Below are 24836 nucleotides of genomic sequence, written 5' to 3'. Positions count from 1 at the left end.
GATCCGCTACGCCACGCGCGTCCGGTGCTCGTGCGGGCTCACGCCGTACACCCGCTTGAACGCGCTGCCGTAGCCGACCTGGCGGGCGATCGCCTCCAGGGTGTCGTCCGTATCGCGCAGGCGGTCGGCAGCGAGGGCCAGGCGCCAGCCCGTGAGGTACGACATCGGGGGCTCGCCCACAAGGTCCGTGAAGCGGCGGGCGAGCGCGGCCCGGGAGACCCCGGCCTTTGCGGCGAGCGAGGCCACCGTCCAAGCGTGGGCGGGGTCCTCCTGGACCAGACGCAGCACCCGGCCGACGACCGGGTCCGCGAGGGCCCGGTACCAGGCCGGTGCCTCGGCCTCGGCCTCGGGGCGGGAGAACCACGCCCGCAGCGCGGCGATGACCAACAGGTCCAGCAGGCGGTCGAGGACCACCCCCTGGCCCGGTTCGTCACGCACGAGCTCCTCCGCGAGGAACGGCCCGCGCCCCTATGGGTACGCCTCAGTGATCGTCTTCTTTGTGGTGCGGCGGGTGGGTGCTCTTCACATGCGTGCGCAGGCGGGACGTCACGTCCTCCGGTGGCAGGAAGCGCGACCAGCGCTCCGGGAACTCGGAGGGCATGTCGGGGTCCTCGGGGTCGGGGTCGGTCTCGCGGGCCGCGGCGTGGCGGGCTACGTACTCGGCGACCTGGGCCTCGCGCAGGCGCTCGTTGACGGCGCGGGCCGCGGCCGTCGCGGCGGCCGGCCAGACTCGGTCGATGGCGGCGTTGACCGCCGCACCGACCAGGACGGCGAACGCGGAGACGCCGATCCACAGCAGTACGGCGACGGGCGCGGCGAGGGAGCCGTAGATGGTGGGGCCCTCGACGGTGTTGGTCAGGTAGATGCGCAGCAGGAAGCTGCCGAGCACCCACATGCCGAGGGCGACCAGGGCGCCGGGGACGTCCTCGATCCACGGGGAGCGCACGGGCACGGACACGTGGTACAGCGTGGTCAGGAAGACGATGGACAGCACCATGACAACGGGCCAGTAGAGCACCTGTACGACCGTGGTCGACCAGGGCACGATGTCCACCACGGCGTCCGGCCCGGCCACCATCAGCGGCAGCGCGATCGAGCCGATCACCAGGGCCACGAGGAACAGCGCGAAGGCGAGCAGCCGGGTCTTGACGATGCCGCGGACGCCGTCGAGGCCGTACATCACGGTGATGGTGTCGATGAAGACGTTCACGGCGCGGGAGCCGGACCACAGGGCGAACAGGAAGCCTATGGAGATGATGTCGGGCCGGCCGCCCTTGGTCACGTCGTGCAGGATCGGCTGGGCGATCTGGCTCACGCCCTTGTCGGACAGGACCGTGCGCGAGGCCTCCAGAAGGTTGTTCTCCAGGCTCTGGATGGTGTCGGCGCCGGTCCAGGAGTCGACGTAGCCGAGCAGTCCGATCATGCTGAGCAGCAGCGGCGGCACGGACAGCAGCGTGAAGAACGCGGCCTCGGCCGCGAGGCCCAGGATGCGGTACTCCATACAGGAGTTGACGGTGTCCTTGACCAGCAGCCAGGCGGTCTTGCGCTTCGAGACGTTCCGGTAGAGGGCACGCGCCCGATGGAGACGGCCGGAGGGTAGTTGAGGGGATTCACTTGCTGGCTGCACGAACCAAAGGTATCCGTCTCGGCAGGCCACGCTCACCCCCGGTGCCCTGGTGGGCCGGGTGCCGCGTCGCTGTGGTGACGTACGCCGTGCGGGGTAAGTTCGCCGGTATGGCAGGCAGCACCCATATCGTGATCAATCAGCCTCCGCCGCTGATCGGATACGACGCGTTCACGGCCGACCGCGCTCTGTCGGCGGCGATGGAGCGGCACACCGCCCCGGAACTTCTCGACGAGGTGCGCGCAGAGCTCGCCGCGCTCGGCCGGGCCTGCGGCTCGGCACAGACGCAGGAGTGGGGCGCGCAGGCCAACGGGCATCCGCCCCGGCTGCGCACGCACGACCGGTACGGCCGTCGCGTCGACGAGGTCGACTTCCATCCGGCCTGGCATCGGCTGCTCGGCAAGGGCGTCGCGGCGGGCCTGACCGCTGCCTGGTCGCGGCCCGGCGGGCATGTGCGGCGCGCGGCGGCGTTCCAGCTGTGGACGCAGGTCGACGCGGGCAACTGCTGCCCCCTGTCGATGACCCACGCGGCGGTGCCCGCCCTGCGCACGGACCCCGCGCTCGCCGCGGAGTGGGAGCCCAGGCTGACGTCCATGGTCTACGACCGCGAGCTGCGGCCCGCCCGTCTCAAGGCCGGGGCGCTGTTCGGGATGGGCATGACGGAGAAGCAGGGCGGCAGCGACGTTAGCGCGAATTCGACGGCCGCCAGGGCGCTCGCCGAGGAGGGGACCTACGAGCTGACCGGGCACAAGTGGTTCTGCTCGGCGCCGATGTCGGACGGGTTCCTCGTGCTGGCGCAGGCCGCGGAGGGGCTCACCTGTTTCCTGGTGCCGCGCGTGCTGGAGGACGGCGCCCGCAACGTGTTCCTGATCCAGCGGCTCAAGGACAAGCTGGGCAACCGGTCGAACGCCTCGAGCGAGGTCGAGTTCGACGGGACGTGGGCGCGCCGGGTCGGCGAGGAGGGGCGCGGGGTGCGCACCATCATCGAGATGGTGGCGGCGACCCGGCTGGACTGCGTGCTGGGCTCGGCGGGTCTGATGCGGCAGGCCGTCGCGCAGGCCGTCCACCACTGCGCGTATCGCGAGGCCTTCGGCGGGAAGCTCGTCGACAAGCCGCTGATGCGCAACGTGCTGGCCGACCTCGCGCTGGAGTCCGAGGCGGCGACCACGCTCGCACTCCGGCTCGCGGCGGCCTGTGACGACGGCGGCGAGCAGGAGCGGGCGCTGCTGCGGATCGCGGTGCCGGCCGCCAAGTACTGGGTGACCAAGCGGTGTGCGCCGGTGGTGGTCGAGGCCGCCGAGTGCCTGGGCGGCAACGGGTACGTCGAGGAGTCGGGCCTGCCCCGGCTGGTGCGCGAGTCGCCGCTGAACTCGATCTGGGAGGGGGCCGGGAACGTCCAGGCCCTTGACGTGCTGCGGGCGTTGCGGCGGGAGCCGTCGGCCCTGAACGCCTACCTGCTGGAGGTCGGCAGGACACGCGGCGCCGACCACCGGCTCGACACGGCGGTCAAGGACCTGCTGACCGAACTCGGCGATCTGGAGGAGGCCGAGGGGCGGGCCCGGCGGCTGGCCGAGCGGCTCGCGCTGGTGCTCCAGGGCTCGCTGCTCGTGCGGTACGCGCCGCCGGAGGTCGCCGACGCGTTCTGCGCGGCGCGCCTCGGCGCGAACGGGGGCGCCGCCTTCGGCACCCTGCCGCCCAGCCTGGACCTGAAGTCGGTGGTGGAGCGGGCGCGTCCGGTGGCCTGATACGCGTCCTGTCCCACACGGTGCGGGGGTGGTGCTGCGCCGACACGGCACCACCCCCGCCGCTGGCCCGTTCAGGCCGGCGACACCACACGGGGCGGCGTCGCTCAAGTTTCAAGCAGAGGGCCGTCGTTCACCAGGGTTGCAGGGGGTTGCAACTTGCTGGTGTCTGTGGGCGGACTGTGTCCCTCCGCCCCGGACGCCGACGGACATGCTGCCGGTGCCGCGGGAGGGGCTGCTGTCGGTCGCGGCAGCCTCGGAGTTCGTCATCCGCATAATTGCAGTTAATTGCGGGGTCTTCGTCCCCGGCGGTGCCCGACTGCCGTAGCATCCCTCTACGGGCCACCCCACCTGCTCCTTGGTCAACGCACGGATCACCAGGCGCAGTTGGCCCGCCTCGGGAGGACGCATGAAACAGCGCGGCAGACACCGTCGGCAAAAGCGGGGCAAGGCGCTGCGCGCCTTCCTGGCCGGGACCGCCCTCGCGCTGACCGGCGCCGCCACCCTGATCAGCGCCTCGCAGGCCACGGTCAGTGACAACCCCGGGGCACTGAAGCCACTCGCCGAGACCGGCTCGCTGAGTCTGAGGGAACATCGCGTGCCGCAGCAGTCACTGGACCGGCTCGCCTCGGGGATGGGCCGGCCCGTCGGGGTCGGTGCGGTCCTCGACAGTGCCGAGCACACCCTGCGCGACGCGGCCAGCTGCACCGGCGCCGAGCGGGAGGCGCTGCCCGTCGAGCCCGCCGCCACCCGCGCCTACTGCTGGGACGCCGCCGGCACCCGGTCCTGGCGGCCCGGTGCGGTCACCACCTCCGGGGACGCCGACGACGACGGCGTTTGGGGCCAGAACCGCGCGATCCTCTCCGGCTGGAGCCAGGAGGGCCCCACGGCCGGCCGCGGCCTCGCCCGGGTCGCCTTCGTCGACGCGAACGATCTGAACCACCTCACCTACACCTCGGCCCTGCTCACCGTCCCGGTCGACGGCGGGCGGAACTACCGGGCGCTCGACTCCGACGTCTCCGGCATGGTCTGGTACCAGGACAAGCTGCTGGTCACCTCCGCCAAGGGGCTCTACGTGTACGACGTGAACCGCGTCCAGCGCGCCACCGTGGACAGCGCGGCGATCGGCCGGGTGCGCGGCGGCTGGTCGGCGCACGGCTACCGGTACGTTCTGCCGGCCGTCGGCTCGTACCGCCTGAGCGGTGCGGACGGCGCACCGCGTCCCGAGGCCCTCTCCCTCGACCGCAGCACGACGCCCGACAGCCTGGTCGCGAGCGGGCGCACCACGGCAGGCGGCGAGCGGCCCGCCCGGCTGTGGCGCTACTCCTTCAGCACGGACCCGGACCGCGGCGGGCTGCTGGCCACGGACGCCACCGGGCAGGCCAAGGCCGTAGAGGCGTACGAGACGAAGGGCGACGGGGGCGGGGGCGGGGGCGTCCTGTCGTACGACTCCGACTGGTACGTGAGCCGGGACGCGGGCGAGGACCAGGGGCACGGCACGCTGTGGCGCGAGGACGCGAGCGGCGGCCGGGCCGCCGAGTGCGGGTCCGACGAGACGAAGCACTGCTGGAGCCCGCGCACGCGGTCCCTGTCCTACTGGGCGGCGACCGGCGAGGTCTGGTCGCAGTCGGGGCAGACGCTGTTCGCGCTGCCGCTGGCCTCGCTCGACAGCTCTGTGCGCTGACTCGACAGTCCGCCGCGATCAGTGGTTCCCTGGCCGCCATGACGAACATCCCCGTGACCACCTGGTCCCTGGAGCAGACCGCCCCGACCGACCTCCTGCCGGCCGCCGCGCCGGAGGAGGACGTACGGATCGTCCGCTCCGAGGTCCCCTCCCCCGAGTTCAGCCGCTTCCTGTACGCGTCGGTCGGCGGGGACATCCGCTGGATCGACCGGCTCGGCTGGACGTACGCGCGGTGGCAGGAGCAGCTGGACCGGCCCGGCGTGGAGACGTGGGTCGCGCACGACCGGGGCACGCCCGCCGGGTACGTGGAGCTGGAGCCGCAGGACGACGGGGTCGTGGAGATCGTCTACTTCGGGCTGATCCCGGCCTTCCGCGGGCGCGGGATCGGCGGGCACCTGCTGTCGTACGGCGCCGCGCGCGCCTGGGACCTCGCGGACCGCTGGCCGGAGCTGCCGCAGACCAAGCGGGTGTGGTTGCACACGTGCAGCCTGGACGGCGAGCATGCGATGGACAACTATCTGCGCCGGGGCTTCAAGCTGTTCGACACCGAGGTCGAGGAGGAGCCGCAGGTCACCGCGCCGGGGCCGTGGCCGGGCGCCTCTCTGTGACCGACAACACTCTGTCTCATGATCCGGGACAAGGGTGTCCGAATCGCGGACAAAGCTGGACTGTGTCCAGATCGCCGTGACACGCTTCCGTCATGTCTGGAACTGGAATTGCCTTGGTGAGTCGGCGGCACGTCGACCTCGGCCGCATGTCCAGCGCCATCTGTCCGGCGAGCTGAGCCCTAACGCCGCCCGACATTTCCCGACTTTCCGCTTCATCCCGCGCAACGACGCGCATCTACACCCATGCGCGCGTATGCGCAGGTCAGAGCCGCTTCCCGCCTGTCCCGAAGGACGTATCCACCATGGCCGCCACCCCGCCGAAGCCTGCCGCCGCGCCTGTCCGCCGCAAGGTGAGCCGTCACCGCGGTGAAGGCCAGTGGGCCGCGGGACACTACACCCCGCTCAACGGCAACGAGCAGTTCAAGAAGGACGACGACGGTCTCAATGTGCGGACACGCATTGAGACGATCTACTCCAAGCGCGGCTTCGACTCGATCGACCCCAACGACCTGCGTGGCCGGATGCGCTGGTGGGGGCTGTACACCCAGCGCAAGCCCGGGATCGACGGCGGCAAGACCGCGATCCTGGAGCCGGAGGAGCTGGACGACGAGTACTTCATGCTGCGCGTCCGTATCGACGGCGGCCGGCTCACCACCGAGCAGCTGCGCGTGATCGGCGAGATCTCGCAGGAGTTCGCGCGCGGCACCGCCGACATCACCGACCGGCAGAACGTCCAGTACCACTGGATCCGGATCGAGGACGTGCCCGAGATCTGGAACCGCCTGGAGGCGGTCGGCCTGTCCACCACCGAGGCCTGCGGTGACACGCCCCGCGTGGTCCTCGGCTCGCCCGTGGCCGGTATCGCCGAGGACGAGATCATCGACGGCAGCCCGGCGATCGAGGCGATCCAGCGCCGGATCATCGGCAACAAGGACTTCTCGAACCTGCCCCGCAAGTTCAAGTCCGCGATCTCCGGCTCGCCGTTGCTGGACGTGGCGCACGAGATCAACGACATCGCGTTCGTCGGCGTCGAGCACCCCGAGCACGGCCCCGGCTTCGATCTGTGGGTCGGCGGCGGCCTGTCCACCAACCCGAAGATCGGCGTCCGGCTCGGCGCCTGGGTCCCGCTGGACGAGGTCCCGGACGTCTACGAGGGCGTCATCTCGATCTTCCGCGACTACGGCTACCGGCGGCTGCGCACCCGCGCCCGCCTGAAGTTCCTGGTCGCCGACTGGGGCCCGGAGAAGTTCCGTCAGGTCCTTCAGGACGAGTACCTCAAGCGCGAGCTGATCGACGGCCCCGCCCCGGCCCAGCCGGTGGAGCGCTGGCGCGACCACGTCGGCGTGCACCGGCAGAAGGACGGCCGCTTCTACGTCGGTTTCGCCCCGCGCGTGGGCCGCGTGGACGGCACGACCCTGACGAAGATCGCCGAGCTGGCGGAAGCGCACGGCTCGGGCCGGGTCCGCACCACCGTCGAGCAGAAGATGATCGTGCTCGATGTCGAGGAGGCGCAGGTCCAGTCGCTGGTCGAGGCCCTGGAGGCCCTCGACCTGACCGCCAAGCCCTCCCCGTTCCGGCGCGGCACCATGGCCTGCACCGGCATCGAGTACTGCAAGCTCGCCATCGTGGAGACCAAGGCCCGCGGCTCCCAGCTGATCGACGAACTGGAGCGCCGGATCCCGGACTTCGACGAGCCGATCACCATCAACCTCAACGGCTGCCCGAACGCCTGCGCGCGTATCCAGGTGGCGGACATCGGTCTCAAGGGCCAGCTCATGCTCAACGACCAGGGCGAGCAGGTCGAGGGCTTCCAGGTGCACCTGGGCGGCGCGCTCGGTCTGGAGGCCGGCTTCGGCCGCAAGGTCCGTGGCCTGAAGGTCACCTCACAGGAGCTGCCGGACTACGTCGAGCGCGTCCTCAAGCGGTTCCAGGAGGAGCGCGAGGACGGCGAGCGGTTCGCCGCCTGGGCGGCCCGGGCCAGCGAGGAGGCCCTCTCATGAGCGAGCGGGCCGCCCCCTTCTACTGCCCTTACTGCGGCGACGAGGACCTCCGTCCGAGCGAAGCCCTGGAAGGCACCCACGGCGCGTGGGAATGCGCGGCGTGCAACCGCGCATTCCAGTTGAAGTTCCTCGGGCTGCTCGCCCGGGGCCTTCAGCCGACCGACGCAGGGGGAGAGACGATATGACGACCACCCAGGAAGAGCGCACGACAGAGGACTTGAAGGCGCTCGCCGAACAGGCGGGCCGCGACCTGGAGGACGCCACCGCGCTGGAGATACTCCAGTGGGCGGTCGACACCTTCGGCAAGCGCTTCTGCGTGACCTCCTCGATGGAGGACGCGGTGGTCGCCCACCTCGCCTCCCGCGCCATGCCCGGCATCGACGTCGTCTTCCTCGACACCGGCTACCACTTCCCGGAGACCATCGGCACCCGCGACGCGGTCGAGGCGGTGATGGACGTCAACGTCATCACGCTCACCCCGCGCCAGACGGTCGCCGAGCAGGACGCGGAGTTCGGCCCCAAGCTGCACGACCGCGACCCCGACCTGTGCTGCGCCATGCGCAAGGTGGAGCCTCTGGAGCGGGGGCTGAAGAACTTCCAGGCCTGGGCGACCGGTCTGCGCCGCGACGAGTCCCCGACCCGGGCGAACACCCCGGTCGTCGGCTGGGACGAGAAGCGCCAGAAGGTCAAGATCTCCCCGATCGCCCGCTGGACCCAGGACGACGTGGACGCGTACGTCGCCGAACACGGCGTCCTCACCAACCCCCTGCTGATGGACGGCTACGCCTCCGTCGGCTGCGCCCCCTGCACCCGCCGCGTCCTGGAGGGCGAGGACGCACGGGCCGGCCGCTGGGCCGGCAGCGGCAAGACCGAGTGCGGGATCCACGGCTGATGACCGTGCCCGCTACGACCGTGCCCACAGTGCCTTCTACGAGCGAGGAGACTCACGTGACGACCGGAGCCACCGTCTGGCTCACGGGTCTGCCGAGTGCCGGCAAGACCACCATCGCCTACGAGCTGGCCGACCGGCTCCGTGCGGAGGGCCACCTCGTCGAGGTGCTCGACGGCGACGAGATCCGCGAGTTCATCTCGGCGGGCCTCGGCTTCAGCCGCGAGGACCGGCACACCAACGTGCAGCGCATCGGCTTCGTCGCCGAACTGCTCGCCCGCAACGGCGTCAAGGCGCTCGTCCCGGTGATCGCGCCCTACGCGGACAGCCGCGAGGCGGTGCGCAAGCGGCACCAGGAGAACGGGTCGGCGTACCTCGAGGTCCATGTGGCGACTCCGGTCGAGGTGTGCAGTGAGCGGGACGTGAAGGGTCTGTACGCAAAGCAGGCGGCGGGCGAGCTGTCCGGGCTGACCGGGGTCGACGACCCGTACGAGGAGCCCGAGTCGCCCGACCTGCGGATCGAGTCGCAGCACCAGACGGTGCGGGAGTCCGCGGCCGTGGTCCACGCGCTGCTCACCGAAAGGGGACTGGCATGACGACGACCGTCGCACACGTCGAGGAGGACATGGACAGCCCGTACGCCCTCTCTCACCTGGACGCCCTCGAATCCGAGGCCGTCCACATCTTCCGCGAGGTGGCGGGTGAGTTCGAGCGGCCGGTGATCCTGTTCTCCGGCGGCAAGGACTCCATCGTCATGCTGCACCTGGCGCTCAAGGCGTTCACCCCCGCCCCGGTCCCGTTCTCGCTGCTGCACGTGGACACCGGGCACAACTTCCCCGAGGTCCTCGACTACCGCGACCGCGCGGTCGAGAAGCACGGCCTGCGGCTGCATGTCGCGTCCGTGCAGGAGTACATCGACCGGGGTGTCCTCAAGGAGCGCCCGGACGGCACCCGCAACCCGCTCCAGACCCTCCCGCTCACCGAGAAGATCCAGGCCGAGAAGTTCGACGCCGTCTTCGGCGGCGGGCGCCGGGACGAGGAGAAGGCGCGCGCCAAGGAGCGGGTGTTCTCCCTGCGGGACGAGTTCTCGCAGTGGGACCCGCGGCGGCAGCGGCCCGAGCTGTGGAACCTGTACAACGGCCGGCACGCTCCCGGCGAGCACGTCCGCGTGTTCCCGCTGTCCAACTGGACCGAGCTGGACGTCTGGCAGTACATCGCCCGCGAGGGCATCGAGCTGCCGCAGATCTACTTCGCCCACCAGCGCGAGGTGTTCCAGCGGGCCGGCATGTGGCTGACCGCCGGTGAGTGGGGCGGGCCGAAGGACGGCGAGACGGTCGAGAAGCGGCTCGTGCGCTACCGCACGGTCGGCGACATGTCCTGCACCGGCGCCGTCGACTCCGACGCGACCACGCTGGACGCCGTGATCACCGAGATCGCCGCCTCCCGGCTCACCGAGCGCGGCGCCACCCGCGCCGACGACAAGATGTCCGAGGCCGCGATGGAAGACCGCAAGCGCGAGGGGTACTTCTAACCATGACCAGCATCACGGAACCCATCGAGCCGCTGTCGGTCGAGCAGTTGTCGGAGACCACCCTGCTGCGGTTCGCCACCGCCGGGTCGGTCGACGACGGCAAGTCCACCCTCGTCGGGCGCCTGCTGCACGACTCCAAGTCGGTCCTCACCGACCAGTTGGAGGCCGTCGAGCGCGCCTCGGCCAGCCGCGGCCAGGACGCGCCGGACCTGGCCCTCCTCACCGACGGCCTGCGCGCCGAGCGCGAGCAGGGCATCACCATCGACGTGGCCTACCGCTACTTCGCCACCCCGCGCCGCCGGTTCATCCTCGCCGACACCCCCGGTCACGTGCAGTACACCCGCAACATGGTGACGGGTGCCTCCACGGCCGAGCTGACGGTGATCCTGGTCGACGCCCGCAACGGCGTCGTCGAGCAGACCCGCCGGCACGCGGCGATCGCCGCGCTGCTGCGTGTGCCGCACGTGGTCCTCGCCGTCAACAAGATGGACCTGGTCGAGTACAAGGAGTCGGTGTTCGCCGCGATCGCCGAGGAGTTCACGGCGTACGCGCTCGAACTGGGCGTCCCGGAGATCACCGCGATCCCGATCTCGGCGCTCGCCGGCGACAACGTGGTGGACCCGTCCGCGAACATGGACTGGTACGGCGGACCGACCTTCCTGGAACACCTGGAGTCCGTCCCGGTCGCCCACGACCTCAGCCACTGCCACGCCCGGCTGCCCGTGCAGTACGTGATCCGGCCGCAGACCGCCGAGCTCCCGGACTACCGGGGCTACGCGGGCCAGATCGCCGCCGGTTCCTTCCGGGTGGGCGAGCAGGTCTCGGTGCTGCCCTCCGGCCGCTCCACGAAGATCGCCGGCATCGACCTGCTGGGCAAGCCGGTCGACGTGGCCTGGACGACCCAGTCGGTGACCGTCCTGCTGGAGGACGACATCGACATCTCGCGCGGCGACCTGATCGTGCCCAGCAAGGACGCGCCGCCCACCACCCAGGACATCGAGGCGACCGTCTGCCACGTGGCCGACGCGGCGCTGACCGTCGGCCACCGGGTGCTGCTCAAGCACGGCACCCGCACGGTGAAGGCGATCGTCAAGGACATCCCCTCCCGGCTCACGCTCGACGACCTGTCCCTGCACCCGCATCCGGGACAGCTCATCGCCAACGACATCGGCCGGGTCAAGATCCGTACCGCCGAGCCGCTGCCCGTCGACTCCTACGCCGACTCGCGGCGCACCGGCTCGTTCATCCTGATCGACCCGAACGACGGCACCACGCTCACCGCGGGCATGGTCGGCGAGTCGTTCGCGTCTCCGGAGCCCGTCAAGGACGAGACGGACGACGACGGGTGGGACTTCTGATCATGAACTCCACCGACTACTACTCCACGTTCGCGAAGGAGGGCGGCCGCGTCGGCAGCGGTGCGCTCGGCAGCGGGCAGGGCGGGGTGGCGCGATGTGTGCGCTGACGTACGCGCACCGCTCGCGCGCCCTCACCCCCCACCGCCGTAGACGAAAACCTGCCGACCTCCCGGCCACGACCTGAGAGACCGTGACCGCCGGGCCAACGAGGGGAACACCTCCCGTGCCTGCTACATCCGCACTTCGCCGTACCTTCGCGGTGGTTGCCGCGCTCCCTCTTCTTACGCTCGCCGCCTGCGGTTACGGATCTGAAGCCAAGGACGACGGCGCCGCCAAGGTCGCCGCCGGGGCGAAGAAGATCGACGGTCTCGACTCGGTCAGGATCGGCTACTTCGGCAATCTGACCCACGGCACCGCTCTGGTGGGTGTCGGCAAGGGCCTCTTCCAGAAGGAGCTGGGCGCCACCAAGGTCTCGCCCACGATCTTCAACGCCGGCCCGTCCGAGATCGAGGCGCTGAACGCGGGCTCCATCGACATCGGCTGGATCGGCCCGTCCCCGGCGATCAACGGCTACACCGCCTCCGCCGGCAAGGACCTGCGCATCATCGGCGGTTCGGCCTCGGGCGGCGTCAAGCTCGTGGTCAACCCGAAGAAGATCAAGTCCCTGGCGGACGTCAAGGGCAAGAAGATCGCCACCCCGCAGGTCGGCAACACCCAGGACGTGGCGTTCCTCAACTGGATCGCCGACCAGGGCTGGAAGGTCGACGCGAAGAGCGGCAAGGGCGACGTGTCGGTGGTCCGCACCGACAACAAGGTGACCCCGGACGCCTACGCGGCCGGGTCCATCGACGGCGCCTGGGTGCCGGAGCCGACCGCGTCCAAGCTGGTCGCCGAGGGCGCGAAGGTGCTCCTCGACGAGGCGTCGCTGTGGCCGGACAAGGAGTTCGTGATCACGAACATCATCGTGCGGCAGGAGTTCCTCAAGGAGCACCCGAAGGCCGTCGAGGCCGTGCTGAAGGCCTCGGTCGAGGCCAACAAGTGGATCAATGCCAACCCCGACGCGGCGAAGGCGGCGGCCAACAAGCAGCTGGGCATCGACTCCGGCAAGGAACTGCCGGCGAACGTCCTGGACCCGGCGTGGAAGTCCATCCAGTTCACCAATGACCCACTGGCCTCCACCCTCAACACCGAGGCGGAGCACGCGGTCAAGGCCGGTCTGCTGGAGGACCCGCAGCTGAAGGGCATCTACGACCTCACGATCCTGAACAAGGTCCTCAAGGCCGAGGGCGAGAGCACGGTCGACGACGCCGGTCTCGGCGTCAAGTAAGCCCGAATCCAGAGAGTTCCCAGGAGGTGACGACCATGGCCACCGCGATCGCCAAGGCCGAACCGGCCGAGTCAGTCGAGCACGCCGCCCGTATCGAGCATGTCTCGAAGTCATTCGCCGGTCCCGCCGGACAGCAGTTGGTCCTCGACGACATCACGCTCGATGTCGCACCGGGTGAGTTCGTCACCCTCCTGGGGGCCTCGGGCTGCGGCAAATCCACACTGCTCAACCTGGTCGCCGGGCTCGACGACCCGAGCTCGGGCAGCATCACGACCAACGGGCGCCCGGCTCTGATGTTCCAGGAGCACGCCCTGTTCCCGTGGCTGACCGCGGGCAAGAACATCGAACTCGCTCTGAAGCTCAGGGGAGTTCCGAAGGGCGAGCGGCGCGGCCGTACCGAGGAACTGCTCGAACTGGTCCGGCTGAAGGGCTCGTACGGCAAGCGGGTGCACGAACTGTCCGGCGGTATGCGCCAGCGCGTGGCGCTGGCCCGCGCGCTGGCACAGGACAGCGGGCTGCTGCTGATGGACGAGCCGTTCGCCGCGCTCGACGCGATCACGCGGGACGTGCTGCACGACGAGCTGACCCGTCTGTGGGCGGAGACGGGGGTGTCCGTGCTGTTCGTGACGCACAACGTGCGCGAGGCCGTCCGGCTGGCGCAGCGGGTCGTGCTGCTGTCCTCCCGTCCGGGCCGCGTGGCGCGCGAGTGGACGGTGGGCATTCCGCAGCCACGCCGGATCGAGGACGCCCCCGTGGCCGAACTGTCCCTTGAGATCACCGATGTACTGCGTGGGGAGATCCGCCGTCATGGCCAGCACTGACACGACACCGGTCGAGAACGCCGGGAGCGTGGAGGCGGGCCTCGACGCGCTGGAGACCACAGTCGGCGGGCGGACGCCCTTCCGGCAGACGTTCACCCAGAAGATCCTGCCGCCGATCGCCGCGATCGCGCTGGTCCTGGTGGTCTGGTCCCTCCTCACTCCGACCGTCGACAACCCGACCAAGCTGCCCTCCCCCGGCGCTGTGGCAGCTGAGTTCAAGAACTCCTGGCTGGAGGGCGAACTCCTCGGCTACATCTGGACCAGCGTCTCGCGCGGTCTGCTCGGCTTCCTGCTCGCGCTCGCCATCGGCACCCCGCTGGGTCTGCTGGTCGCGCGGGTGAAGTTCGTGCGTGCGGCCATCGGGCCGGTCCTGTCCGGTCTGCAGTCACTGCCGTCGGTGGCGTGGGTGCCGCCGGCCGTGATCTGGCTGGGCCTGGACAACAAGATGATGTACGCCGTCATCCTGCTCGGCGCGGTCCCCTCCATCGCCAACGGTCTGGTCGCCGGCATCGACCAGGTGCCGCCGCTGTTCCTGCGGGCGGGCCGGTCGATGGGCGCCACGGGCCTGAACAACGCCCGGCACATCGTCATGCCGGCCGCGCTGCCGGGCTATCTGGCCGGACTGAAGCAGGGCTGGGCGTTCTCCTGGCGCTCGCTGATGGCGGCGGAGATCATCGCGCCCTCGCCCGATCTGGGCATCGGCCTGGGTGCGCTGCTGGAGTACGGCCGCAACGCCAGTTCCATGGCAATGGTGTTCGAGGCCATCTTCCTGATCCTGTTCGTAGGCATCGCGATCGAGCTACTGGTCTTCAACCCTCTGGAGCGGCGGGTGCTGCGCAACCGGGGCCTGCTGGTGAAGGGCTGAGATTCTCATGTTCCACAAGCCGGTTCTTCTCGTCATCGCCCACGGCAGCCGCGACCCGCGGCACGCCGCGACGGTGCACGCTCTCGTCCGCCGGGTGCGCTCGACGCGTCCGGACCTACGGGTGGAGACCGGCTTCCTGGACTTCAACATCCCGTCCGTACAGGGGGTGTTGAAGTCCCTGGCGGCGGAGGGCGTGCGTGATGTCGTCGCTCTGCCGCTGCTGTTGACCCGCGCGTTCCACGCCAAGGCGGACATCCCGGCGGTCCTGCGGGACGCGCCGCCGCAGCTGCGGATCCGGCAGGCCGACGTGCTCGGACCGTCATGGCTGCTGCTCGCCGCTCTCGAACGGCGGTTGTACGAGGCGGGGTTGACGCCCGCCGACAAGTCCTCGACCGGGGTCGTACTGGCCTCGGCGGGGTCCACCGACCCGGAGGCGATCGCAGTGATCGCAGAAATCGCGCGGGAGTGGCGGCACACCGGTTGGTGCGCCGTGCGGCCTGCGTTCGCCTCCGCATCCCTCCCCCGCACCGAGGACGCGGTGCGCGAACTCCGTGAACTGGGCTGCTCACGCGTGGCGGTCGCGCCGTACGTCCTGGCCCCCGGCTTCCTGCCCGACCGCATCGCGCGGGGTGCGGCCGGGGCCGACGTCCTCGCCGGTGTACTCGGCCCGGCGCCGGAGGTGGCGCGGGTGCTCCTGAAGCGGTACGACGCGGCGCGGGCGCCGGTGCCGGAGGCCGTCGGCGTCTAAGGGGCTTCCACGGAGATCCATTTCCACGGAGATCCATCAGAAGCCCCATAGGGCGCTGACCCCTCAGGGCGTGGTCGTCGCCGTGACCGTGGCCGCGGGTCCGATGCCGGCCGCCGTCACCGCGGCGACCGTCACCGTGTACGACGTGCCCTGTTCGAGCCCGCCGATCACCCGGAACATGGCCTTGGCGGAGGGCTGGGTGACCAGGACGTCCCTGCCGGTGACCTGGATCGGGTCCCGACCGTCGGAGACCGTCACCCGGTAGCCGATCACCTTCGCGTCACCGGTGGCCGTCGGCGGAGTCCAGGCGAGGGTCGCCGCCGTGGACTTCGCCCGCAGCTTGGGGCCGGTCGGCGCCGCAGGCAGCGCGCTCACGGCCGTGGGGGTCAGCGGCAGCGAGGCGAGGGACGGGGCGCTGGTGCCGTTGGCGTTGTTCGCGGTGACCGTCTCCGTGAACGGGCCGCCGGAGGACGGCAGTCCACCGATGCGTACCAGGGCGGTGCGCTTGAACTCCGCTGCGGACACGGCCTGTTCACCGACCTGCTTTCCTGTCGCGTCGTAGGCGCGGGCCGTGTAGCCCGTCACCGGTGAACCGCCCTCGACGAAGCTCGGGTTGAAGGTGACGTCCAGGGCGTCGGCGCCCGCGGAGGTCGCGCCGACCCGCGAGGGCGACTCGGGGGCGGACGGAGCGCCGATCCGGCGATCCAGGAGCCCTCGGTACGCGGGCTCGAGGCCGGCGTTGTCGAGGATCTCCGCCGGTACGTCGGACAGTCCCGTCATGGTCTTGTTGCCGGTGGTCACCGCGCCCTTGTTGTCGCCGTCGGCCGTGCCCTCCTCCCACCAGTTGTCCTTGATGAGGGTCGGGTCCTTGTTGCCGAGGTCGTCGCGGTAGTCGACGTGGGTGGTACCGACGTTGGCGTACGAGGCGTTGTAGAGGACGTTGCCCTCGATCGTCTCGTAGGTGCAGCCGTTGTCGGTGTAGACGCTCTTGCCCAGGCCCCACTGGTCGTGGATGACGTTGCCGGTGACCTTCTCGCCGTCGGTCATCGAGGTGCCGGTCAGGCCCTGGGTGTAGATGCCGCCGCCGTCGTCGAGCATCTGCATGTAGTCGTGGATGAGGTTGTCGCGGACGGCGTTGTCGTGGCTCGGGTTCGGGGTCGCCGCGTCGCCGATCTTGTCGGGCCAGCCGCCCCAGCCCATGGAGATCGCCGAGTAGCCGACGTGGTCGATCTGGTTGTGGGCGATGGTGTTGTTCTGGGTGTAGCCGTTCAGGATCGCCACTGCGCCGTGGTACTCGCGCGGCAGGCCGTAGAGATGATTGTCCGTCACCTGCACGCCGGACGCGGGCGTCTGGCCGTCCACTCCCCCGATCTCCAGGCCGTTGCCGGAGATGTCGGTGAAGACGGTGCCCTTGACGGTGGCGTCCTTCGTCCCCGTGCCCAGGTCCAGCCCGGACGCGCCGAGGTGGGCGAAGACGTCGTCGCTGAACTCGATGCGCTGCCCGTAGGCGAAGGAGACGTTCCCTGGCATCTTCGTCCAGGACGCGAACGGGCAGGTGCCGCCCTCGACGTACTGGCACAGGCCCTGGGCGGCCCAGCCCTTGTCACCGGTGATGGTGTAGCCCGCCTGGATCTCGGAGAAGCCCTCGGGCTGTGAGGGGGTCAGCCAGGTCGCGTAGCTGAACTGGAGGCCACGGAAGGCGACGTCGTGGACGGGGGCGTCGGCGGTGCCACGTCCGTCGACCAGTCTCTCGGCGGCGGCGGCCTCGACGTCGGCGCGGGCCAGGTTCTCGCCCTTGCGGGGCATGTAGTAAACCCTGTGCGCGCTCTTGTCGAGGTACCACTCACCGGGCTGGTCGAGCAGTTCGTAGGCGTTCTCGATGTACGACGCCTTGCCGCTGTTGGTGAGGCGGCCGGGGCCGACCATGCCGACCGTGCGGCCGGGGATGTCGGGGAACTCGACACGCTTGTTGGAGTTGTCCCAGCAGGGCTGGACCATCGTGATCGCGGTGCCCTCGGCGGAGGCGATGCGGCAGCGCGGCTCGGTCCACTGGCCGAGTCCGTTGCGCTCGATGTTCCAGAGCTCCTCGCCGCTGGTGTAGACGAACTCGGCGTCCGAGGGGTGCTTCCAGTGGGCGATCGTGTCCGAGGAGGCGGCGTAGCCGGTCGCCGTCTGGGTGAGGGCGACGGGCACGGCCCCGCGGGCCCGCTGGGCGCGCACTCCGTCGACGTACAACTGCCGGGTGTCCTTGAGCCCCTGGGGCGCGGGCGCGGACCACATGCCCTTGCGTCCGGCGACCGGCTGCCATCCGCTGACCTGACGGCCGCCGCTGATGACGGTGTTGGCGGTGCCCTGCCAGATCACCTTGTGCCCGTTCGTGCCGGAGTCCCGGGCGTCGAGGACGAGCGGGCCCGACTGCCGGTACGTACCGGAGGCGAGGCGGACTGTCAGGTCGGACGTGAGGTTCGCGGCCCGCGCCCGGACCAGGTCGCGGGCGCGTTCCAGGGTGCGGACGGGATGCCGGGCGGTGCCGTCGGCGTGGTCGTCGCCGGCGGGTGACACATAGACGTCGGAGGACGCGGCCTGGGCCGGGGCCGCGAGGCCCGGGACACCGAGGGCCAGGACAGCGGTGACGAGGGTGACGAGGACGGCTCTTCGGTGCGTGGGCATGTACCCCTCCCGTGGGATCAGCCTGGACCCAACGCCGGGAAAGGTAGGAGCACTTAGGCGCCTCAGTCAATGAATGGGACAGAAACTGACGAAATCCTTGCAGTCGGAGGAGGATTCATCCGATCAGTCGAGGATCGCGTCCGCTGGAGGCGAGTGCGCGGTCGAAGACGGGTGCGTCGTCGGGGACGGGCACCGGGTCGGCGAAGCCGTCGTACTGGCGGTAGAGGTCGCCGTGCTGGACGACCACGTCGAGGACGAGTCGGGCCGCGCCCGGCGAGACACGGAACTCCTGGCCGGTGGCCGTGGCGACGTCCCAGCCGTGTACTGCCGTCTCCTTGATGATCATCGCGGCGAGTTCGGCGGCGGGCATCTTCGCCATGCCCAGGTCCACTTCACCCTCCCACGCCGCGGGGTCGGCCCAGGCCGCGACCGCGCGGTCCAGCTGGGCGGCGTACGCCTCGGCCCAGTCCGGGTGGGCGGTGAAGTCGCGTGCGGTCAGCTCCTCGGGGAGCTGTTTGCGCAGGGCGCGGTGTTCCAGGCCGTGCGAGGTGTAGAGGACCCAGTGGTTGACCAGGGCGCGGACGTCCCAGTCGGTGCAGTGGGTCGGGTCGTCGAGCTGTGCGGCGGTGACACCGCGCGCGACGCGGGCCGCCTCGGCGGCGCATTCGGTCAGGTACGGATACAGGTCGTCCTTGGTCATGCGCCTCACGCTAGGGAGGGCTCGCCCGGGACTCTTGAAGAAACGCGACAGCCGCGGCTACTCGCCCTCGGCGCTGAACGGCGTCGCCTGATGGAAGTACAGCAGCCACTCCCCCTCCGTCCGCCGCCACAGCGAACTGCGGTGCACATGCCTGCCGTTGTACTCCGTGTCGAAGGTGACCTGGACCAGGTCGGGGCCGAGCTGGACGGCCTTCATCCGGGAGGTGACGCTGAGCTGGACCCCCGGCCTGGCGGTCGCGGTCAGTGCCTCGATGATCGAGGGGCGGTCCCAGTGCCGCCCGGACGCGCCGAACTCGTGGAAGTCGGGGTGCAGCAGCGCTCCGAGCAGTTCGGGCGAGCGGCGGACCTCGGGGTCGAGCAGCTTCAACTCGCCCTCGATGGCGGCCTGGACGGCGGGGTTGCGCTCAGGCACCGGTCATCTCCACCAGTTTGACGACGGTGTTCCAGTTGCGGGTGGTGGCGATCAGGCCCTTGTTGATGCGGGGCTTGGCCAGGTGCTCGGCGAGCTTGGAGCGGCCCAGGCCGTTCGGGGCGTAGAGGTACAGGGCGCGGTCGCCGAGCCGGAACTCCTCCGGGAGGTAGGCGGCCGGGTCGATCTCCGCGAACCGCTCGGCCTCGACCGGCGCGGAGAAGTAGGTGACGTGCAGCTGCTTGGCCTCCAACTCGGCGGCCGGGAAGGGGCAGGCCTCGACGATCGCCTTCAGATAGGCGTGGTCGCGCACGATCACGTCGACGGCGAAGCCGAAGCGCTTCTCGATCGCCTGCGTCAGCTCGGCGGCCAGGGACTTCTCGTCGCCGTGGTCACTGGCGAAGGCGGCCTGGCCGCTCTGCAGGTACGTGCGTACGCCGCCGAAGCCGAGGCCCTCCATCAGGGGACGCAGTTCGGCCATCGGGAGCCTCTTGCCGGCACCCACGTTGATCCCGCGCAGCAGCGCCGCATACGTCGTCGTCATCCGCACACCATAAAGCGGCCGTCGTGCCCCGTGGGGGTGGGCACGACGGCCGGTACCGGACCGTACACCACCCCAGCGAGACACACACCGCCGACGCCGATGAGCGACACGGCGAACCCCGTGAACCAAGGGCCGTGAACCACCCACTAGTGAGGGCCATTGGTCGCCGGGGAGCCAACGGGCCCTCGCCTGTGCCTGTTACTGCCCGGGCAGTTCGGTCTCGATGAGGTCGGCCGCCCGGCGGGTCCCGCCCTCCTCGGCCATCTCCGCCTGGATGTCCTTCAGCCGGCGGGCCACCTCCGGGTCGTCGAGCAGCGCGAGGGCGGTTTCGCGCAGGGTCTCCGCGGTCGCCTCCTCCGTCGCGAGGCGGCGGGCGACGCCGAGACGCTGGAGCATGTCCGCGTTGCCGAACTGGTCCACGGCCTGCGGTACGGCGATCATCGGCGTGGCCGTGGCCAGGCCCTCCTGGCTGCCGCCCGCACCGGCGTGCGTGACGAACAGGTCGGCCTGCCTGAGGATCGCCAACTGTGGGACCCAGGACCGCACTTCGACGTTGTCCGGTACGGCTCCCAGCTCGGCGGGGTCCACATGCTTGCCGATCTGGAGCACCACGTGCCAGCCCGGCAGGTCGCCGAACGCCTTCACGCACTCCCGGTAGAAGGCCGGCAGCTTGGTGTAGGCGGACCCGAGCGACACGAGAACCACCTTCTCGGCACCGGCGGGCCGCCGCCAGTCGCCCTGGGTGGCACGGTCGCCCTGGCAGGCGCCGACGAAGGAGTGCACACGCTCGTCGACCCGGTCGGCGTTCGGCTGCAGCGCCCTGGGGATCAGCACGAGGGAGCGGGCGGGACGGCCCAGGAAGGGATCCGGGTGCTGGGTGATCCCGTTCTCCTCCAGCCAGGCGTGGAAGCGGGCGTAGTAGGCCTGTCCGCGCTCGGTCTTCTTCGGCTCCTCCCACATCGGCTCGGAGACCTCCTCCTCGTACCCCTCCCAGGCGACGAGGTTCGGTGACAGGGAGACGGCCGGGACGCCCCAGCGGTGGGCGAGGACCCGGGCGGGGTAGGAGGTGATGTCGTGCAGCACGAGGTCAGGCTCGTCTCCCTCGTACGCCTCGATGAGTTGGGGTAATGCCTGGATGGCGTCGGCCAGGAACGGCTCCACGTTGTCCAGCAGGGTGGTGCCCCAGGCCTCCGGGTCGTCGTCGGGCGAGGGCAGCGTGGAGTTCCAGAGCTTCGGCTCGGCTCCGGTCTCGGCGACCTTCTCGGCGAACAGGGGCGGAATGGCGTACGTGACCCGGTGCCCGCGCGCCACGAGCTCGCGGATCACTTCCAGGCTCGGGTTCACGTGGCCATGGGCGGCGATGGAGAACATGGCGATATGTGCGGGGCGACTGGTCATGACGTCACCCTAAGCGAGACGATACGTCTCGTGCAACGTGATGGCCGGGATGGCACGCGGTCAGCGTTCTGAACAGCCCGCGCCGGTCCCTTCGACGGGTCGGCCGCCCGGGCCCGTGACGGTCACCGGCAACGGCCGCGCCCCGGGGTCGGCGACGCGCTGCGCCCCGAGGGCCGTACAGACCAGCTGGTCCACCGCGATGCCCGGCAACTCTCGTATTCCGGCGGTGAGTTCGAGCGACACCCGGTCGTCCTCCGTCACCACCTTCACGAGGTCCGCCGCCGCATCAGCCTCCTGCGGTCCCTCGGTGGGGCCGTCGGTGGCCGGGGCCGCCGGAACGGGCGACGGCAGGAGCGCCTGCAGCGGCAGCAGCGTGGTCAGGCGCTTGGCCCGTTCCGCGCCGGTCGGCCCCTGGAGCAGCGCCTCCACGGCGGTCTCGACATCGACCGGCGCGACGGTCCTGCGGGGGACCCCCACCAGGGTGTCGTCCGCCACGAAGTAGACCCGTATCCTCGGCACGACCCCGCCGGCGGGCCCGCCCGCCTCCACCACGCCGGTCGTGGGGATGCCACAGGAGACGAGCGCGCACAGCGCGGAAACGGCCAGCGCACCTCGGCGTACGGCTCTCACTGTCCGCTCCCCGGGGCCGGCTCGTCCCGCCGCAGCGGGAGTTCGACGGTGAAGACGGCGCCGCCCTCCGGTCGGTTCGCGGCCCGGACGGTGCCGCCGTGCATACGGACGTTCTCCTCGGTGATCGCGAGTCCCAGGCCGCTGCCCTCGGTGCGGGTCCGGGCGGCGTCCGACTTGTAGAAGCGCTCGAAGACCTGCGGCAGCACGCTGTCGGGGATGCCCGGCCCGCTGTCCAGCACCTCGATGACCGCGATCCGCTCCCCGCCTTCGTACAGGCGCAGTTGGACGGGCCGGGCACCGTGCCGCAGGGCGTTGCCGACCAGGTTCGCGACGACGACGTCGAGGCGGCGCGGGTCGACGCGGCCGCGCAGGGCGTCGGGCGGTGGCAGGCGGGCGTCCACCTGGTCGGTCCAGGCGCGGGAGGCGAGCGTGCGGCGCAGCGATTCGGCGAGGTCGATCTCGTCCAGGTGCAGCACCGCCGCGCCCGCGTCGAAGCGGGAGATCTCCATCAGGTCGTCCACCAGGCGGGCCAGTTTCACGGTCTCCTCGCTGATCAGCCGGACCGCGGTGGCGGTGTCGGGGTCGAGGCCGGCGGCGTCCTCGTCGAGGACGTCGGTGACCGCCGACATGGCGGCCAGCGGGGTGCGCAGCTCGTGCGAGACGTCCGCGGCGAAACGGCGGGCCCGGGCCTCCATGCCGCGCAGTTCGGCCACCGACTCCTCCAGGGCGGCGGCCGTCTCGTTGAACGTGTGGGACAGATCGGCCAGTTCGTCGGAGCCGTTGACGGCGAGCCGGGTGTCCAGCCGGCCCTGGGCGATGCTGCGGGTGGCGTGTCGTAGCGCACGCACGGGTCGCAGTACCCCGCGGGCGGCGAGCAGCGCGAGCAGCACGGCGAGGCCCAGGGCGGGCACGGTGGCCCGTTCGACGGCGGTGACCAGGGCGTCGACGTACGCCTGTTCCGTGGTCTGCGGCACCGTCAGGAAGACCTGGACCCCGGACGCGGACGAGCCCTCCGCTCCGGAGACGCCGAAGACGACCGACATGCCGACGACCAGGGAGGTGTGGTCGCCGCTGTCCACGCGCTGGAATACGGTGGCCCGGCTGGAGTCCACGGCCTCGCGCACCTCGGACGTGAGTTCCTCGAAGGGGTCGCCGGGGTCGGAGGTGGCGCTCAGTTCGCCGTAGGCCACCAGTACGCGCCAGGTCCCGGACGGTTCGGCGTCGGCCACGTCGGCCGCGAATCGCCCCAGTTCGGCCTCGCCCGGGGGGAAGCCGAGGTCTGGGGCGAGCCGGTCGACGTGGGTTCGCAGCAGCGTGATCACGGTGTCCTGGCTCTGCTGGAGCACTCCCGTGCGCGCTTCCCGGAAGCTCAGGGCACCGGTGGTCGCCGCGGTGACCGCGGCGACGAGCGCGAACGCCACCACCAGCCGTACGCGCAGGCCGCGCAGTTGGGGGGTTCTGACCGCTCTGGCCATTCCGCCCGTTCTGGCGGTTCTGGCGGTTCTGACCCGGGCTTTGAGTGATGTGCTCACGGGGACACGAACCGGTAGCCGAAGCCGCGCACGGTCTGGATGCAGCGGGGCTCGCGCGGGGGTTCGCCCATCTTGGCGCGCAGTCGTTTGACGCAGGCGTCCACCAGACGCGCGTCGCCGTGGTAGCCGTGCTCCCAGACGGCCTCCAGGAGTTGCTGCCGGCTGAACACCTGGCCGGGCGAGGCGGACAGGGTCAGCAGCAGCCGCAGTTCGGAGGGCGCGAGCGCGATCGGCTCGCCCTGCCGGCTGACCGACAGACCGGCCCGGTCGATGGCCAGGTCCCCGTATGTGTCGATCTTCGGTATGCCGCTGTCGGCGGGAGCGCCCCCGGCCCGGCGCAGCACGGCGCGGATACGGGCCTCCAACACCCGGGCCTGCACCGGCTTGACCACGTAGTCGTCGGCTCCGGCCTCCAGTCCGACAACGATGTCCTCGTCGTCGCCCCGTGCGGTCGCCATGATGATCGGCAGTGTCTGGTCGAGGGAGCGCATCCCCCGGCACACGTCCAGGCCCGGCAGGCAGGGCAGCATCAGATCCAGCACCACGACGTCCGGCCGGAAGGACCGCAGCCGGTCAAGTCCGTCCTCCCCCGTCTCGGCGGCGGTGACCTCGTGGCCCAGGCGGCGCAGCGCGAGGGCGACTCCTTCCCGCACGGCGCGGTCGTCTTCGATCAGCAGAACGCGTGGCATGCGCTCAGTATCCGCACGGCATCCTCACACTCCCGCCCGTCCGAGGCATTGTTACCGGATGATCATATGAGGCTCCAACGCGGTTCCGTTACCGTTTCGTTGCCGTCCGAGCCAGATGCGATCACATCGCGATCACAACCTGAACGACCATGACCGCGAACCGATCGAACTCGTCCCGCAGCCGCCGCCGTAGGAGCGGACCCGCGCACGCCCCCACGCGGTTGCGGAAGGGGCCGCTCTGGGGAGGTCTGGCCGCGCTGGTCCTTCTCGGGGTCATCGGCTTCGCGGCCGTGGGATGGACGTCCACGTCCACGTCTCCGGGCCAGGGAGAGGCCGCTGCCCGGAGCGGCTCCACCGCACCGGCCGCCGAACCCACCGGGCGGGCGGCGTCCAGCCCCGCCCCGACCGGTCCGTCCGTCAGCCCGTCCGTCAGCCGATCGGAGAAACCGTCCGCCACCCCCGCCAAGCCCGTCATCCCCGCCACGGGACCGGGCACGTTCACCACCGCGTCCGGCTCGAGCACCAAGGTGGGGAAGGGGACGGCCCTGCGCTACCGGGTCGACGTCGAGCAGGGCCTCGACCTGTCCGCCACCGATGTCGCCCGGCAGGTGGAAGAGATCCTGGCCCACCGGCGCGGCTGGACGGCGGACGGCCACTCGGCGTTCCAGCGGGTCTCGGGCGGCACCAGCGACTTCGTCATACGGGTCGCGACCCCCGGGACCGTGGACAAGATCTGCGGCCAGTACGGGCTGGACACCGGCGGCGAGGTCAACTGCCGCGTGGACCAGAACGTGATGGTCAACCTCGAGCGCTGGCTGCTGGCCACACCCGTCTACGCCAAGGACGTCACGGCCTACCGCGCGCTGATCATCAACCACGAGGTCGGCCACTTCCTCGGCCACGGCCATGTCACCTGCCCCGGCCCGGGGCAGCCGGCCCCCGCGATGATGCAGCAGATCAAGGGCATGCGCGGTTGCGTTCCCAACGTCTGGCCGTACGACGAGCAGGGACGGCTCATCACCGGTCCCGCCGTTCCCTGACCCGGGC

The 24836-nt window shown here is 70.7% G+C and carries 24 protein-coding genes and 1 pseudogene; 15 read left to right on the top strand and 10 right to left on the bottom strand.

Features of this window, described 5'->3' with window-relative positions; translation table 11 throughout:
• Positions 1 to 6: 6 nt before the first annotated feature.
• Together AB0I77_RS05035 and AB0I77_RS05030 are read right to left on the bottom strand one after the other, a co-directional pair.
• Positions 7 to 459, bottom strand: a pseudogene (locus AB0I77_RS05035) (helix-turn-helix transcriptional regulator); the annotation flags it as partial.
• Between the two features lie 22 nt (positions 460 to 481).
• Positions 482 to 1627: a YihY/virulence factor BrkB family protein gene (locus tag AB0I77_RS05030; RefSeq protein ID WP_363280939.1), complete on the bottom strand. Its 1146-nt coding sequence runs from the start codon at positions 1625 to 1627 to the stop codon at positions 482 to 484.
• Positions 1628 to 1734: 107 nt separating this feature from the next.
• On the opposite strand from AB0I77_RS05030, the gene AB0I77_RS05025 reads away from it, so the two are divergent.
• From AB0I77_RS05025 to AB0I77_RS04960, 14 genes are all read left to right on the top strand, one after another.
• Positions 1735 to 3369 carry an acyl-CoA dehydrogenase family protein gene (locus AB0I77_RS05025; RefSeq protein WP_363280938.1) on the top strand — a complete coding sequence of 545 codons (1635 nt, stop codon included), beginning with the start codon at positions 1735 to 1737 and terminating at the stop codon, positions 3367 to 3369.
• Between the two features lie 406 nt (positions 3370 to 3775).
• Positions 3776 to 5050, top strand: coding sequence for a hypothetical protein (locus tag AB0I77_RS05020; protein ID WP_363280937.1), 1275 nt, complete (start codon positions 3776 to 3778; stop codon positions 5048 to 5050).
• A 38-nt stretch (positions 5051 to 5088) separates the two neighbouring features.
• Positions 5089 to 5658 carry a GNAT family N-acetyltransferase gene (locus AB0I77_RS05015; RefSeq protein ID WP_363280936.1) on the top strand — a complete coding sequence of 190 codons (570 nt, stop codon included), beginning with the start codon at positions 5089 to 5091 and terminating at the stop codon, positions 5656 to 5658.
• Between the two features lie 92 nt (positions 5659 to 5750).
• Positions 5751 to 5834, top strand: a complete 84-nt coding sequence (locus tag AB0I77_RS05010) for a putative leader peptide (protein WP_309486338.1) — start codon at positions 5751 to 5753, stop codon at positions 5832 to 5834.
• Positions 5835 to 5960: 126 nt separating this feature from the next.
• On the top strand, positions 5961 to 7658 hold the full coding sequence (locus AB0I77_RS05005) for a nitrite/sulfite reductase (RefSeq protein ID WP_363280935.1): 1698 nt from the start codon (positions 5961 to 5963) through the stop codon (positions 7656 to 7658).
• Complete coding sequence (locus AB0I77_RS05000) at positions 7655 to 7843, top strand: hypothetical protein (RefSeq protein WP_363280934.1); 189 nt, start codon at positions 7655 to 7657, stop codon at positions 7841 to 7843. Before AB0I77_RS05005 ends, AB0I77_RS05000 begins: the two co-directional genes overlap by 4 nt.
• On the top strand, positions 7840 to 8550 hold the full coding sequence (locus tag AB0I77_RS04995) for a phosphoadenylyl-sulfate reductase (RefSeq protein WP_363280933.1): 711 nt from the start codon (positions 7840 to 7842) through the stop codon (positions 8548 to 8550). Before AB0I77_RS05000 ends, AB0I77_RS04995 begins: the two co-directional genes overlap by 4 nt.
• Positions 8550 to 9143 carry an adenylyl-sulfate kinase gene (cysC, locus tag AB0I77_RS04990; protein ID WP_363280932.1) on the top strand — a complete coding sequence of 198 codons (594 nt, stop codon included), beginning with the start codon at positions 8550 to 8552 and terminating at the stop codon, positions 9141 to 9143. Before AB0I77_RS04995 ends, cysC begins: the two co-directional genes overlap by 1 nt.
• Positions 9140 to 10078: a sulfate adenylyltransferase subunit CysD gene (gene cysD, locus AB0I77_RS04985; protein ID WP_363280931.1), complete on the top strand. Its 939-nt coding sequence runs from the start codon at positions 9140 to 9142 to the stop codon at positions 10076 to 10078. Before cysC ends, cysD begins: the two co-directional genes overlap by 4 nt.
• A 2-nt stretch (positions 10079 to 10080) precedes the next feature.
• Positions 10081 to 11436 carry a GTP-binding protein gene (locus tag AB0I77_RS04980; protein ID WP_363280930.1) on the top strand — a complete coding sequence of 452 codons (1356 nt, stop codon included), beginning with the start codon at positions 10081 to 10083 and terminating at the stop codon, positions 11434 to 11436.
• A gap of 223 nt (positions 11437 to 11659) precedes the next feature.
• Positions 11660 to 12763: an aliphatic sulfonate ABC transporter substrate-binding protein gene (locus tag AB0I77_RS04975; protein WP_363280929.1), complete on the top strand. Its 1104-nt coding sequence runs from the start codon at positions 11660 to 11662 to the stop codon at positions 12761 to 12763.
• A 35-nt stretch (positions 12764 to 12798) separates the two neighbouring features.
• The gene (locus AB0I77_RS04970; RefSeq protein WP_363280928.1) at positions 12799 to 13584 is read left to right on the top strand and encodes an ABC transporter ATP-binding protein; all 786 of its coding nucleotides are present in this window, start codon (positions 12799 to 12801) and stop codon (positions 13582 to 13584) included.
• Complete coding sequence (locus AB0I77_RS04965) at positions 13571 to 14449, top strand: ABC transporter permease (RefSeq protein ID WP_363280927.1); 879 nt, start codon at positions 13571 to 13573, stop codon at positions 14447 to 14449. The genes AB0I77_RS04970 and AB0I77_RS04965 overlap by 14 nt, the downstream gene beginning before the upstream one ends.
• A gap of 7 nt (positions 14450 to 14456) precedes the next feature.
• The gene (locus AB0I77_RS04960) at positions 14457 to 15197 is read left to right on the top strand and encodes a sirohydrochlorin chelatase (RefSeq protein WP_363280926.1); all 741 of its coding nucleotides are present in this window, start codon (positions 14457 to 14459) and stop codon (positions 15195 to 15197) included.
• Between the two features lie 63 nt (positions 15198 to 15260).
• On the opposite strand, the gene AB0I77_RS04955 is transcribed toward AB0I77_RS04960, so the two are convergent.
• The 8 genes from AB0I77_RS04955 to AB0I77_RS04920 form a co-directional block, all read right to left on the bottom strand.
• Positions 15261 to 17867: a fibronectin type III domain-containing protein gene (locus AB0I77_RS04955; RefSeq protein ID WP_363280925.1), complete on the bottom strand. Its 2607-nt coding sequence runs from the start codon at positions 17865 to 17867 to the stop codon at positions 15261 to 15263.
• A 115-nt stretch (positions 17868 to 17982) separates the two neighbouring features.
• Entirely contained in the window at positions 17983 to 18567 is a 585-nt protein-coding gene (locus AB0I77_RS04950; RefSeq protein ID WP_363280924.1) for a TIGR03086 family metal-binding protein, read from the bottom strand.
• A 57-nt stretch (positions 18568 to 18624) separates the two neighbouring features.
• A complete protein-coding gene (locus tag AB0I77_RS04945; protein ID WP_363280923.1) occupies positions 18625 to 18999 on the bottom strand; it encodes a nuclear transport factor 2 family protein in 375 nt (124 codons plus the stop codon).
• A complete protein-coding gene (locus AB0I77_RS04940; protein ID WP_363280922.1) occupies positions 18992 to 19540 on the bottom strand; it encodes a DUF1697 domain-containing protein in 549 nt (182 codons plus the stop codon). The genes AB0I77_RS04945 and AB0I77_RS04940 overlap by 8 nt, the downstream gene beginning before the upstream one ends.
• 198 nt (positions 19541 to 19738) lie before the next feature.
• Entirely contained in the window at positions 19739 to 20938 is a 1200-nt protein-coding gene (gene mgt / locus AB0I77_RS04935; protein ID WP_363280921.1) for a macrolide-inactivating glycosyltransferase, read from the bottom strand.
• Between the two features lie 60 nt (positions 20939 to 20998).
• Positions 20999 to 21568, bottom strand: coding sequence for a hypothetical protein (locus AB0I77_RS04930; protein WP_363280920.1), 570 nt, complete (start codon positions 21566 to 21568; stop codon positions 20999 to 21001).
• Positions 21565 to 23043 carry a HAMP domain-containing sensor histidine kinase gene (locus tag AB0I77_RS04925; RefSeq protein WP_363280919.1) on the bottom strand — a complete coding sequence of 493 codons (1479 nt, stop codon included), beginning with the start codon at positions 23041 to 23043 and terminating at the stop codon, positions 21565 to 21567. The genes AB0I77_RS04930 and AB0I77_RS04925 overlap by 4 nt, the downstream gene beginning before the upstream one ends.
• A gap of 53 nt (positions 23044 to 23096) precedes the next feature.
• Entirely contained in the window at positions 23097 to 23789 is a 693-nt protein-coding gene (locus AB0I77_RS04920) for a response regulator transcription factor (protein ID WP_363280918.1), read from the bottom strand.
• 149 nt (positions 23790 to 23938) lie between these two features.
• Between AB0I77_RS04920 and AB0I77_RS04915 the strand changes: the two genes are divergently transcribed.
• On the top strand, positions 23939 to 24829 hold the full coding sequence (locus AB0I77_RS04915) for a DUF3152 domain-containing protein (RefSeq protein WP_363280917.1): 891 nt from the start codon (positions 23939 to 23941) through the stop codon (positions 24827 to 24829).
• Positions 24830 to 24836: the final 7 nt, after the last annotated feature.

Origin of the sequence: Streptomyces sp. NPDC050619, from assembly GCF_040654815.1 — a bacterium.
Classification (GTDB): domain Bacteria; phylum Actinomycetota; class Actinomycetes; order Streptomycetales; family Streptomycetaceae; genus Streptomyces.
This window is presented reverse-complemented; position numbering and strand designations above follow the sequence as displayed.